The following is a 12,659-nucleotide window of genomic DNA, read 5'->3' as shown; positions in this document are numbered from 1 at the left end:
ACCGTTCGCGTTCGATTACAGTGCTGAGCTGTCGGACGTGCGGACGGTGCCTGGGAGGTCTCGGTGGGTGCGACAGCCGGTGCCGTCTGGGGCCGTACCGAGCAGCAGGACTTTCGCAGCAGGGTGCGCGGCACGCTGCTGGGGGCGGCCGTGGGCGACGCGCTGGGCGCACCGCTCGACGGGCTCGGCCTGGAGGAGATCCGCGAGGCGTACGGTGCGGAGGGCCTGACTGATCTGGCGTCCGCGTACGGCAGACGCGGCGCCGTCACCCACCTCACGCAGCTCACGCTGTTCAGCGTCGACGGACTTGTCCGCGCCCAGGTGCGGCGCGACACGGGCGCCTGGCATCCGCCCACGGACCTGCACCGGGCCTACCGCCGGTGGGCCGCCACCCAGAGCGACTGGGGGCCCGACGAGCGCCGCAAGGACGACGGCTGGCTGGCCCGCGAGGAATGGCTGTACGCGCGCCGTGACCCGGCCAGATCCTGTCTGCTCGGCTTCGGCGACGAGATCATGGGCACGCTCGACGCGCCGAAGAACCCCGGTGAGGCCGGCCCGGAGGCCGCGGCCCGCTCGGCGCCCTTCGGACTGCTCGTCGGCTGGGAGCCGCAGCTGGTGATGCAGCTGGCCGTGGAGTGCGCCGCGCAGACGCACGGGCATCCCGCGGCCTATCTGGCGGCGGGCGCGTACGCCGTGATCGTGCACGCGCTGGCCCGCGGCGAGAGCCTGGACGCCGGTGTGCAGCGGGCCCTCGGGCTGCTCGGCGCGCGGCCGGGACAGCAGCCCGTCACGGACGCCCTCCAGCACGCGCTGGGTGCCGTCCGGCAGGGCATGCCGACGCCGGGGCGGGTGGAGGAACTCGCCGGGAACGCGACCGCGGAGGGGCTGCTCGCGGTCGCCGTGTACTGCGCGCTGGTCGGCGAGGACATCCGCCACGGGCTGCGTCTCGCGGTCAACCACGGGGGCCCGTCGGGTGTCGCCGGGGCGCTCACCGGCGGGCTGCTCGGCGCCCTGCACGGCGAGACGGCCCTCCCCCCGGCCTGGCTGGCCGAGCTGGAGGGCCGTTCCACCGTGCTGGTCCTCGCGGACGACTTCGCGATGGAGATGACCCAGGGGCCCGCGCTGCACGGGCCGGGCGGGTCGTCCCCCGGGTGGCTCGCCCGCTATCCGCGGGGCTGAGCCGCCTCCTAGTCCTTCGTCGGGGTTCCCACCACGCCGTCGGCCGCCCCGGCGGGCGCCGGGATCGCCGCCGCCGCGCCGCCGGTGTCGTCGTCCGTGTTGATCTTCTCGATGATCGCGTCCCGCTCCGGGGTGTCCTCGGGCCTCAGGTGGCCGATGAGGATGTACAGGACCAGGGAGATGACCATCGGGACGGCGACCTGGTACTCCAGCTTCACATCCGTGCGCTGGGAGAAGTCCAGGTTGTAGTTGACGAAGAAGAACGCGAGCAGACCGCAGGCCCAGCTGGTCAGCGCCGCCGTCGGCCCGGACTTACGGAACGGGCGGAGCAGTCCGAGGATGAACGGGATCGCGATCGGACCCATCAGGCCGGCCACCCACTTGATGACGACCGTGATGATGTCCTTGAAGGTGGGGGAGTTGACCTGCGTGGCCACCGCCATCGAGAGGCCGAGGAAGGCGACGGTGGTGACGCGGCCCGCGATCAGCCCGGTCCGGGTGTCCCAGGCTCGTGCGGCCTTCGACAGCACCGGGACGACGTCCCGGGTGAACACGGCGGCGATCGCGTTGGCGTCCGAGGAGCACATGGCCATCGTGTGCGAGAAGAAGCCGACGACGACCAGCCCCAGCAGGCCGTGGGGCAGCAGCTGTTCGGTCATCAGGCCGTACGCGTCGGAGCCGTCGGGCTTCTTCGCGGTGACGAGCAGCGGCGACAGCCACATGGGGATGAACAGGATGACCGGCCACACGAACCACAGTCCGGCGGACAGGAACGCCGAGCGCGTGGCCTGCTTGGCGCTGCCGGTGGCCATGTAGCGCTGGGCCTGGTTCCACATGCCGCCGTTGTACTCGAACAGCTTGATGAACAGGTACGCGATGAAGAACACGGTGAGGTACGGGCCCGCGAAGCCGTCCGCGTGGCCGTCCAGCTTCGGCGAGTCCAGCGCCTTGGACAGGCCGCCCTGGTCGGAGATCTTGTTCAGCGCGATGACCAGCATGGCGAGGCCGGCCAGCAACTGGATGACGAACTGGCCGAGTTCGGTGAGCGCGTCGGCCCACAGCCCGCCGATCGTGCAGTACACCGCCGTGATGCCGCCGGTGATGATGATGCCCTGGGTGAGCGTGACGCCGGTGAAGACGCTGAGGAGGGTCGCGATGGCGGCCCACTTCGCGCCGACGTCGACGATCTTCAGCAGGATGCCGGACCAGGCGAGTGCCTGCTGCGTCGGTATGTTGTAGCGGTCCTTGAGGTATTCGAGGGGCGAGGCGACGTGCAGGCGCGAGCGCAGCCGGTTGAGCCGGGGTGCGAAGGCCTTGGCGCCGATGGCGACGCCGATGGCGATGGGCAGGGCCCAGGTGACGTACGACGTGATGCCGTACGTGTACGCGATGCCGGCGTAACCGGTGAACATCACCGCGCTGTAGCCCGACATGTGGTGCGAGATGCCCGACAGCCACCACGGCATCTTGCCGCCCGCGGTGAAGAAGTCGCTGACATCGTCCACACGCTTGTGGGACCAGACGCCGATCGCTGTCATCACGCCGAAGTACGCGACCAGGACGGCCCAGTCGAGACCGTTCATGTGCCCCCTCCAGGGGTCCGCCTTGTGAACCTGCTGATACCGGACGGCACTTCGCCAGTACGCGCTGGGGCGGCGCCCCCGTGCGGGAGCGGGGACTTCGGGGATTGAACCGCTGGTCCGACCGGCCGGTCAAGACCTTTCGCGGTCACAGATATGAACGCAGATCAGAAAGCAGAACGATTTTACGTCTACTTTACCCGTCGGGCTGTTGTCGTGCTCGTGACGTGGACCACACGATGAGCGGGCACTTCGCCAGACCGGCGGACCCACGAAGAAGGACGACCGGACGACAGCCGTACGGGATGCGGGTCCCGTACGCCTGGGAAGGGAGGGTCGACAGCAGTGACTACCGCATGAGTTCGCCGGCGTTCACGAGCAGCGACTGCCCCGTGATCGCCCGCGCCCGGTCGGACGCCAGGAACACCGCGGCGTCCGCCACGTCCCCGTCCGTGGCCAGCTCGGGCAGGGCCATCCGCTCGGTGAGCCGCCGCAGCACGTCCGCCTCGGGCACGCCCTCGGTGTGCGACGTGAACTGCACGTACGCCTCGACCGGCGGCCCCCACATCCAGCCGGGCAGCACGGTGTTGACCCGGATCCGGTGCGGTCCGAGTTCCCGCGCGAGTGAGTACATCGCACTCGTCAGCGCGCCCTTCGACGCCGCGTAGGCCGCCTGGCGCACCTGGCTCGGCGCGGCCACCGACGACTGCGTGCCGATGATGACGACCGAGCCGCCCCGTGCCTTCAGCGCGGGCAGGCACGCCCGGGTCATCCGCAGGGTGCCCAGCAGGTTCACGTCGATGACCGTCTGCCAGGTCGCGAAGTCGGCGTCCTCCAGGCCGCCGAAGTAGCTGTCCCAGGCGGCGACATGGATGACCGCGTCGATCCGCCCGAACCGTTCCGTCGCCAGTGCGGCAAGCGCCTCGCACTGGCCCTCGTCCGTGATGTCCGTCGCTCGGTACGCCGTGTGCGAGCCGTCCGGATCGAGCTCCGCCGCCGACTTGGCGAGGTTCGCCTCCGTGCGCGCCCCGAGCACCGCGTGGCCCCCGTCGCGCACCACCGCCGCCGCGACCTGGTGGCCGAGTCCGGCCCCGACGCCCGACACGACGACGGTCCTGCCCGCGAGCAGTGACATCGCTGCCTCCCCTTCGTTCGGCTCGGTTCGCCTCCGGGGCGCCTGGGCCTGAGGCTCACTCGCCGTCGGTTGCCGTACCTCTGGCGCATTGTCTGACGGAGCGTCAGAGTATGGGCGTCCGGCGGAAGAAGGAAGGGGATCGTCGTGTCGGAGGAGACTCGCAGCGAGACGTACGCCGAACTGGCCGCCCTCGGCCCGTACGGCGTCCGTCCGGGCCATGCACTGATCACCATGGTCGAACCGCACCCGGGCCACGAGTACGCGTACAACCGGTGGTACGAGGACGACCACTACTACGCGGGCGCGATGGCGATGCCCTGGATGTACGCGGGTCGGCGCTGGGTCGCCACCCGCGATCTCCAACTGCTGCGCTACCCGGAGAAGTCGGCGGTCGCCCAGCCGGTCACCGCCGGCTGCTACCTCTCCACGTACTGGGTCACCGAGGGCCGTTACGACGACCACATGAAGTGGACCGTCGGCATCAACAAGCGGCTCAACCGCGACGGCCGCGTCTACCAGGACCGCACGCACGTCTTCACGGCCTTCCAGGACCACGAGGCCACCGTGTACCGCGACGGTGCCGCGGGGCCCCGCGACCATCACGCCCTGGACCACCCCTACGCGGGGCTGGTGCTGGAGGTCGTCGACGCGGAGTCCGCCGAGCGGCGCGCCGAACTGCTGGAGTGGCTGCGCTCCCGGCACCTGCCCAAGCGCCTCGCGGGCTCACCGGCCGCCATGGTCACCGTCTTCAGCCCGACGCCGCTGCCCGGCGACCGGATGACGTACGTGAAGCAGGTCGAGGGCGTGGACACGCGGCTGACACTGCTGTGGTTCCTGGAGGCGGACCCACGGGACTGCTGGGAGGAGTGCTTCACCGGGCTCGACGCGGAGGTGGCCGCCGCGTCCGCCGGTGGCCCGGACTCGGGGGCGCTCGGCAGGGTGGAGCTGGTCGCGCCCTTCATCCCCACGGTGCCGGGGACGGACAGATACGTGGACCGGCTGCGCTAGCCGGCGGGCGGGGTCGCCCCACCCGGCGCAGGTGCGGGAGAAAAGAGCCGAGCCCCCTCGGCCAGGACGGCGGGCCGGTCGAGAGGGCTCTGTCGGTGGATCGTATGAAGTTGTGTCGGGTCATGTGTCGGACGTGGTGTGGGGTCGCGCCTCAGACGAGGCCGGCGGCCCCACGGCTCACCTCGGCCACGAAGACGTTCCAGGCGTCCGCGGGGAAGGCCAGGGTGGGGCCTGCGGGGACCTTGGAGTCCCGTACCGCCATCGCCGCGGGGACAGGGGACTTGACCTCGACGCAGGCGCCGTTGCCGGTGGAGTAGGAAGACTTGGTCCACGTGTCGGTGGCGCCCTGCTGAATTGCCATGTTCGCTCCAGTAAGCCAGTCGTTCATCTGTGAGTACCCCCGACGACGCGGTCGACGCGGTGCCACCGCACCACGGGTCCGCTTCGGAACCCGCAGTCCGGTTTGCGCCAACGTTGTTGTTCGGTGGCGTGATCGACGCTACTCGCCAACATCGGCTGACGAAGCGACTATTCACTCGACTGGATGGCATATTCCAGTGGGGTCTTCCGCCCCGGCCGGGCGAAGGTGTATCGTCCGGCACCTTCCCGTCAGGACCCCTCCGTGAGGCCGTCCCCGACGTCCGGAGCCCCCCGCCTCAGCGCGCGTGCTCCTTGGCGATGTCCGCGATGAACTGGCGTGACTGCTCCACGTTCAGGGCCTGGGCCCTCAGGTGCTCGTACATCACGCTGTACTTCTGGACGTCGTTCGCCTTCTCCAGGTACAGGTCGCTCGTCACGCCCTCGATGTACACCACGCTGGAGTCCGCCGCGTCGGGGAACTCCAGGATCGCGTACTGGCCGTTCAGCCCGGGGTGCGCTCCCATGTCGAAGGGGATCACCTGCACCGTGACGTGCGGCAGTTGGGACTGCTCGACGAGGTGCTCCAACTGGTCGCGCATGAGGGAACGGTTGCCGACGGTACGGCGCAGGGCGGCCTCGTCGAGGACCGTCCACAGGCGCAACGGGTTGTCCGGCGCGGAGATTCGTTCCTGCCGTTTCATCCGTACCTGGACCCGCTTGTCGATGTCGACGGGCGCCGTCTCCGGCAGCGCGCCCGCGATCAGGGCCTCGGCGTACGACCGGGTCTGCAGCAGGCCGGGGACGACCTGCGGGTCGTACACGCGCAGCGAGGCCGCGTCCGTCTCCAGGCCGATGTAGACGCTGTACGGGATGTCGCCGAAGGAGTGCCACCAGCCCTGCTGGCGCGAGTCCTTGGCCATCTGCATCAGGGAGTCGACGATCCGGTGGTCCTCGACCTCGTACACGCCGCACAGGTCACGGACGTCCCGCTGGCTGATGCTGCGCCGTCCGTTCTCCAGCCGGCTGATCTTCGACTGCGAGACCAGCAGCCGCTCGGCGACCTCTTCGGCCGTCATGCCCTTCAGTTCGCGGAGCCGGCGCAGTTCCTGACCCAGCCGGCGCCGCCGGACGGTGGGATTGACATTGGACGCCACGGGACGTGCACCTCCGGCTGCAGGCCTGTACTTTGCGTATCTGCTGTTGAGCAGATTGCCACCAAGGTGCTTTCTACCGCTGGGAAACAGCGGATATGCGCTGGGTGCGCGCCAGTTCGGCGATCCGCCGCGCGGCGGCGCGCCTCCGCGGCCCCGGATGCGGCCGCGCGGGGCGCTGGGGCCGTGTCGTCGTCCGGACGTACGGCCTCATCGCCCCGCGCGAGCCAGCGGCTCCCGAACCGGGTCGTGGGGACTGCGGTGCGGCGCTGAGGTTCTGGCGGTGCTGGTGGTTCCGGCGGTGCTGGTCCTGCTGTGGGGTGCCGTGGGACTGCGGCTCAGTGCACCACGGCGCGCGCCATGGAACCGCGGCGCGGTTGCATCGGAACACCGCGGGCGGGTTCCGGCGCGGACCTGACTCCGGCGGTGGCCGGACGGCCTGCCGGTGCCGGGTTGCGGCGAGGCTGAGCGGCCACGCCGTTCTGGACGTCCATGACCGCGTGGGCCACGAGACCGCCCATGGGGTCATGCCTGATCAGATCCCGCAGCCGGGAGCGGGACGAGCGTCCCTCGTTCCCCGGGTACAGGTGCTTGCCGAGTCCGACCGCGTGGGCCAGCGCGGCGAGCGCCGCGGTCCGCGGGTCCGGCGGTACGCCGGTGCGGATCGCACTGTCCAGCCGGGACCTGATCTCCCGGCTGATCGCCGTGTCCGTCGCCTGGTAGCGAGTCGTCGGCAGCACCCCGCACATCTGGCCGGCCACGGCATGGACCATGCCGCACCTCTCCAGATGCGAGAGGTAGGTCTGGCGCAGCCCCAACCGGGGTCCGCCAATCCAGTTGACCGCGCGTACGGGTGCTCCGCGGCGGCGAAGCAACTCCAACGCACAGTCCAGTGTCGGATCTCCTGTCGGCCGTGGCGCCACCACGGCGATACGATCCCCGTCTGGGGCTATCCGTCCGGCCAGCGCCAGCTCCACTAGCTGTGCTCCGGCCAGACCGAGGTCGAGCGACTGCGGCTGTGCGGTGGTACCCGTTGTCGGGTCCAACGCCAGCAGCAGAAGCTCCTCCGGAAGTGTTCTGCGGCTCCTGCCCATCCATGCCTCCCCGCGTGGATGAATGACAGGGTGACCCCTCTCACATCGGTCTGTCGAGAGTGCGTGACCGGAATGCAGTGGAACCAGTAGGTATGTCGTTCTCGTCTACCACAGGGGCCAAGCCCTCACACAGGACACTGGTACATGGTTCGGACAGCGGTGTTCGGGCGGCGGTTCAACGGGCAACGGTTGGGTTGGACGCACGGGGCGTGCGTCGCATGGAGGAGGCATCGGTGGCGGGCGAGTCCCCCGACAGGTCGAAGCAGCACGAGTCGTCGGCGCCGTCGGCAGAACCGACGCCGGTGACCCCGGCTGCGGTTCCGGGTCCGGCGCGCGGGGCCGCGTCGAGTCCGTCCACGGCTCCGGCTTCGGCCGACCCCCGCGTGGCGATGGCCCGCGAGAGGGCGGCCACGGTACGGGTGGATCAGGCGACGGCGGTGTTCTCCACGAAGGCGGTCACCGCGGAACGGGCGGTGACGGAGGCCGAGTCGGCTGCCGCGCCGGTTCCCGCGTCGGTGGACACCGTGGACTCCACGGACGCCGCCGACGAGTCCGCCGGGTCCGGCGAGGGCGGGTCCGCGGGTGACGCCCGGTTGCGCGCGGCCGTGGCCGCGTGGGTGGCCGGTACGGACGAGGAGACGCCGGCGGCAGCCGGTGAGCCCGCCGGGGCCGGGACGTCGGCCGGGGCGGGGGAGGCGGGGCGTGACGCCGGCGGTGCCGACGACGCCGATAACGCCGATGAGGCCGATGGCGCAGCGAACGATGGCGCCGACGCGGGCTCCGACGACGCTGCCGACGCCGGCATCGACGCCGACTCGGGCTCCGGCTCCGCGGCCGACTCCGCAGACGCTGACGGAGCGTCAGCGACGGGTGCCGACGCCGCCGGGGAGGCCGCGGACGCGGCTGCCGACACCGACGCCGCCACGGACGCGTCCGGGGACGAGCCCCGGGACGACGTGGTGTCCGGCACGGCTGCCGACGACGACACGGCCGCCGACGACACGGCCGAGTCCGACCCCGAGCCCAAGTCCGGGGCGGACGCCGCCCGCCCGGACGAGGCCGCCGCCTCCGGGCGCCCGGGGAGCGCGCCCGAGGACTCCCCCAAGGAATCCGCGGACGCCGAGGACCCTGCGGACGCGAAGCCTGCCGTGGACGCGGAGACCCCGGAGGACGCCAAGTCCCCGGAGGACGCCAAGTCCCCGGAGGATGCCAAGTCTCCGGCCGGCGCCGAGGCTCCCGCCGACTCCACCGAGGCGAAGGCTCCCGCCGACGTCGAGGCTCCCGCCGGCAGCGACGCCCCCGCCGACGCCAAGTCCTCGGACGGCTCCGAGCGGTCGGTGGACGCCAAGGCTCCCGCTGACGCGGGCTCCGGCACCGACGCCAAGTCCCCGGCCGACGCCGAGCCCCCCGTCGACCAGCCCACCGCCATCTTCAAGGCTCCGCGGCCGCCCGCCGTGGACCAGCCCACGACGATGCTCAAGCTGGGCGGCGGCACCAAGCCGGGCGCCGGCAAGGCCCCCGCGAAGCCCGGGGACGAGCCCGCCGGCAAGGCCCCCGCGAAGCCTGCCGACAAGCCGGCCGCGAAGCCCGAGCCCGCCGCCGAGCGCACCAGCAGGTTCGTCGCGCTCAAGCCCCTCGACGAGCCCGCCCCGGCGAAGCCGAAGCCCGTCGAGCCCGCGCCCGGCACCGCCACCAGGCCCGCCGCGGACGCGACCGCCGCCCTCCCGCAGGTCGGCCCCGAGCGCACCACCCAGCAACCGCTGCCGCCCAAGCCGCCGCTGGACCTCCTGGCGGAGCTGACGAACACGCCGCCGCCCCCGCAGACTCCGGTCCGCACGATCGTGCGGCGGGTCAAGATCTGGACCCCGCTGGTCCTGCTGCTCGCCGTGATCTTTGCAGTCGCGCAGGCCGTGCGCCCGCTCCCGGCGGCGTCGCTCGCGCTGACCGCCGACGAGACGTACACCTTCGACGGAGGCTCCCTCGACCTGCCCTGGCCCGGCCAGGGGCAGTCGGCGATCGAGGTGGAGGGCGTCGGCAGCCTCGGCACCGACGGCAAGCAGACGCCCGCGCCCATCGCGAGCGTCGCCAAGATCATGACGGCGTACGTGATCCTCCAGGAGCACCCCCTCAAGGGGGACGAGAGCGGCGAGAAGATCACCGTCGACCAGCAGGCCGAGGACGAGTCGAAGCTGCCGGACGAGTCGACCGCGGCGATGTCGAAGGGCCAGCAGTTCACCGAGCGCCAGATGCTCCAGATGCTGATGATCCCGTCGGGCAACAACGCGGCGCGGCTGCTGGCCCGCTGGGACTCCGACAACAAGAGCTTCGTCGCCAAGATGAACGCCGCGGCCGACGAGCTGGGCATGACGAACACGACGTACACCGACCCGAGCGGTCTGCAGAAGACGACGGTGAGCACGGCCACCGACCAGCTCAAGCTGGCCAAGGAGGTCATGCAGAACGACGTGTTCCGCGGCATCGTCGGGATGGCCAGCGCGAAGATCCCCGGCCTCGACAAGCCCATCTACAACAACAACGACCTGCTGGTGCAGCAGGTCGGGGTGATCGGCCTGAAGACCGGTTCGTCCACGCCCGCGGGCGGCAACCTGGTGTGGGCCGCGACCAAGACGGTGAACGGCAAGACCCAGACCGTCTACGGCGCGGTCATGAACCAGAACGCCGGAACCGGCAAGGTGTGGGACAGCCTCCACCTGGCGCTCGTCAACAGCCAGAAGCTGATCGACAAGGTCCAGAAGAGCCTCACCACCGCCAAGGTGGTCGAGAAGGGACAGGTCGTCGGCTACGTGGACGACCAGCTCGGCGGCCGGACCCCGGTCGTCGCGACCAAGGACATGACGGCGATCGGCTGGCCGGGCCTGAGGACGAAGCTGTCGATCGGCGAAGGCAAGGACGCGGTCCCGCACTCCGGCAAGGCCGGCACGGTCGTCGGCGAACTGACGGTCGGCGACGGGTCCAGCCACGCCGTGAAGATCCCCGTGGCGCTCCAGTCGGACCTCGCGGAACCCGGCTTCGGCGCGAAGCTGACGCGCATCGGCTGAGCCGCCGCCGTCGCCCGGACGGACGTACGCACCGATGACGTACCCGCACACACGTCGGTGACGTACTCCGGGTACGAGCACACGCCCCGCACCCCGTCGAGGGCGCCCCACCCGGGCGCCACCCGGCGGGGTGCGTGCTAGCGTCGCGAGGTCGGGGCTGCTCGCCGCGGGCCGCGGGTCCCGGACGAGAACGGGAAAATGGGACACGGGGAGTGCCTTGCAGTGGCGACAGCGCAGCCGACACACGCCGACGACGCCGATCCGGGCCCGGGCACGGGTCCGCGAATACCGCTGCGCTCCCGCACGACCGAGGAGGCCGGTGACGACCCCGGCGCCCGGGAGCAGGAGCACGGCACCCGGCTGAGCCGCTTCCTGCGGCACCCCGTCACCCTGGCCACCGTCCTCTCGGGCGTGCTCCACCTCGCCTGGTTCTTCACGTTCGCGAACAGCGGCGGGGATCTGGCGGCGCAGGACGCCTGGGCGGAGTTCGTCGGGCGTCACCCGGACTCCGCGTACAACCTCGCCTGGTACGGCGGGATGCACCCGGTGTCGTACAGCGTGGTGTCGCCGTACCTGATGTCCGTGCTCGGCGTCCGTACGACCATGATGATCGCGGGGACGATATCCGCCGGCCTGCTGATGCTGATCCTGATCCGCAGCCGTGCGGTGCGCAATCCGCTGTGGCCGGCCCTCGCCGGGATCTTCGCGCTGCTGTGCAACGCCATCTCGGGCCGTGTGACCTACGGCCTCGGCATGGTGTTCGCGCTCGCCGCTACGGCCGTCGTGTTCTGCTGGCCCTACCGCTGGCGCTACAAACGCTGGGCGAAGGCGCTGTGCGCGGCGCCGCTCGCCGCGCTCGCCACCGCCGCGTCACCGGTGGCCGGACTGTTCGTGGGCCTGGTCGCCGTCGCGCTCTTCCTCCAGAAGCGCCGTCCCGGTGCCTACGCCCTGGGGATCGCCCCGACGATCGTGGTGGCGGTGTCGGCCTGGCTGTTCCCCTTCTCCGGCACCCAGCCGATGACCATCTACTCGGTCATCCTGCCCTTCCTGTACGCCGGGTTCGTCTTCTTCCTCGTTCCCAAGGAGTGGACGACGGTCCGCATCACGGCGGCCGTGTACGGCACCGCCGTCGTCCTCGTCTGGCTGATCAGCTCGCAGATCGGCTCCAACATCACCCGCCTGGCCATGCTCTTCGGGGGCGTCGCCCTGCTGGCGGCACTGCCCTTCACCGTGCCGCGCTCCCGCAAGTGGTACGCGATCGTCGTCACCTTCGTCGGGTTCACCACCTGGATCGGCGTCAAGTCGGTCGACGACATCATCCACACGACCCCCGCCGCGTCCTGGGCCCGCGAGCTCGCCCCCCTCGTCAACCAGCTCCAGGTGGTGGGCGCCGAGAAGGGCCGCGTCGAGGTCGTCCCCGCCCGCTCCCACCGCGAGGCGTCCGCCCTCGCCCCCTACGTGAACCTCGCCCGCGGCTGGAACCGTCAGGCCGACATGGAGCGCAACCCGCTCTTCTACGACGACACCCTCAACTCGGCGAACTACCACGAGTGGCTCCAGCGCTGGGCCATCCACTACGTCGTGCTGCCCAAGGACGAGCCCGACGGCGACGGCGGGGAACGCGAACGCCAGCTCGTCCAGCGGGGCATGCCCTACCTGCGGCAGATCTGGGGCGACGCGAACTGGCAGCTGTTCGCCGTCACCGACCCCGTCCAGCTCGCCGAGCCCGACGCCGTCGTCGAGCGCGCCGAACAGGGCGAGATGACGATCGAGGTGAAGAAGGCGGGCCGCATCCTGATCCGCGTCCCCTACTCGCCGTGGCTGAGCATCGTCGACGACAAGGGCAAGAGCGTGCAGCCCCCGCAGGAGACCGACGAGTCCAAGCACCGCGAGGACAGCACCCCCAAGACGTACGACAACCTCAACGGCTGCCTGATGCCGACCGAGGAGACCCCGGCGGGCGACAAGTGGACGGAGCTGCTGGCCCCGAAGCCGGGCACCTACCGCCTGGCCGCGCCGTACCAGCTGCCCCGCGGCACGCCCTGCCCGGAGGAAATGCGCTGACCCGGCGGGGCCCACGCCCCGCCGGCCCG

Annotated in this window: 9 protein-coding genes; 4 read left to right on the top strand and 5 right to left on the bottom strand. The window is 71.1% G+C overall.

Annotated features, from left to right (window positions below; all coding sequences use genetic code 11):
* Window positions 1-63: 63 nt before the first annotated feature.
* Window positions 64-1,179, top strand: a complete 1,116-nt coding sequence (locus ABEB03_RS12205; RefSeq protein WP_345646256.1) for an ADP-ribosylglycohydrolase family protein — start codon at window positions 64-66, stop codon at window positions 1,177-1,179.
* Window positions 1,180-1,187: 8 nt separating this feature from the next.
* On the opposite strand, the gene ABEB03_RS12200 is transcribed toward ABEB03_RS12205, so the two are convergent.
* Both ABEB03_RS12200 and ABEB03_RS12195 read right to left on the bottom strand, forming a co-directional pair.
* Window positions 1,188-2,762 carry a sodium:solute symporter family protein gene (locus ABEB03_RS12200; RefSeq protein WP_345646253.1) on the bottom strand — a complete coding sequence of 525 codons (1,575 nt, stop codon included), beginning with the start codon at window positions 2,760-2,762 and terminating at the stop codon, window positions 1,188-1,190.
* Between the two features lie 346 nt (window positions 2,763-3,108).
* Window positions 3,109-3,894, bottom strand: a complete 786-nt coding sequence (locus ABEB03_RS12195; protein WP_345646250.1) for an SDR family oxidoreductase — start codon at window positions 3,892-3,894, stop codon at window positions 3,109-3,111.
* A 144-nt stretch (window positions 3,895-4,038) separates the two neighbouring features.
* Here ABEB03_RS12195 and ABEB03_RS12190 point away from each other — a divergent pair, with 144 nt between their 5' ends.
* The gene (locus ABEB03_RS12190; protein WP_345646247.1) at window positions 4,039-4,902 is read left to right on the top strand and encodes a hypothetical protein; all 864 of its coding nucleotides are present in this window, start codon (window positions 4,039-4,041) and stop codon (window positions 4,900-4,902) included.
* 151 nt (window positions 4,903-5,053) lie between these two features.
* Here ABEB03_RS12190 and ABEB03_RS12185 read toward each other — a convergent pair whose 3' ends face one another.
* The 3 genes from ABEB03_RS12185 to ABEB03_RS12175 form a co-directional block, all read right to left on the bottom strand.
* Window positions 5,054-5,263: a DUF397 domain-containing protein gene (locus ABEB03_RS12185; protein WP_028802749.1), complete on the bottom strand. Its 210-nt coding sequence runs from the start codon at window positions 5,261-5,263 to the stop codon at window positions 5,054-5,056.
* A 295-nt stretch (window positions 5,264-5,558) separates the two neighbouring features.
* A complete protein-coding gene (locus ABEB03_RS12180; protein WP_345646242.1) occupies window positions 5,559-6,416 on the bottom strand; it encodes a helix-turn-helix domain-containing protein in 858 nt (285 codons plus the stop codon).
* Between the two features lie 335 nt (window positions 6,417-6,751).
* Window positions 6,752-7,507 (bottom strand): GOLPH3/VPS74 family protein, encoded by a 756-nt coding sequence (locus tag ABEB03_RS12175; protein ID WP_095934988.1) that lies wholly within the window; start codon window positions 7,505-7,507, stop codon window positions 6,752-6,754.
* 419 nt (window positions 7,508-7,926) lie between these two features.
* On the opposite strand from ABEB03_RS12175, the gene ABEB03_RS12170 reads away from it, so the two are divergent.
* The gene (locus tag ABEB03_RS12170; RefSeq protein WP_345646237.1) at window positions 7,927-10,566 is read left to right on the top strand and encodes a D-alanyl-D-alanine carboxypeptidase family protein; all 2,640 of its coding nucleotides are present in this window, start codon (window positions 7,927-7,929) and stop codon (window positions 10,564-10,566) included.
* A 222-nt stretch (window positions 10,567-10,788) separates the two neighbouring features.
* Window positions 10,789-12,630 carry an MFS transporter gene (locus tag ABEB03_RS12165; RefSeq protein WP_345646234.1) on the top strand — a complete coding sequence of 614 codons (1,842 nt, stop codon included), beginning with the start codon at window positions 10,789-10,791 and terminating at the stop codon, window positions 12,628-12,630.
* Window positions 12,631-12,659 lie beyond the last annotated feature (29 nt).

This window comes from Streptomyces siamensis (assembly GCF_039543605.1).
In the GTDB taxonomy this organism is placed as follows: domain Bacteria; phylum Actinomycetota; class Actinomycetes; order Streptomycetales; family Streptomycetaceae; genus Streptomyces; species Streptomyces siamensis.
The sequence above is the reverse complement of the archived record's forward strand: the minus strand, read 5'-3'. Positions and strand labels throughout refer to the sequence as shown.

Bases quoted from the DNA above. Each gene is read 5' to 3' on its own strand.
- ABEB03_RS12185 (WP_028802749.1), bottom strand. From the start codon at position 5,263: ATGGCAATTCAGCAGGGCGCCACCGACACGTGGACCAAGTCTTCCTAC.
- ABEB03_RS12195 (WP_345646250.1), bottom strand. From the start codon at position 3,894: ATGTCACTGCTCGCGGGCAGGACCGTCGTCGTGTCGGGCGTCGGGGCC.
- ABEB03_RS12175 (WP_095934988.1), bottom strand. From the start codon at position 7,507: ATGGGCAGGAGCCGCAGAACACTTCCGGAGGAGCTTCTGCTGCTGGCG.
- ABEB03_RS12200 (WP_345646253.1), bottom strand. From the start codon at position 2,762: ATGAACGGTCTCGACTGGGCCGTCCTGGTCGCGTACTTCGGCGTGATG.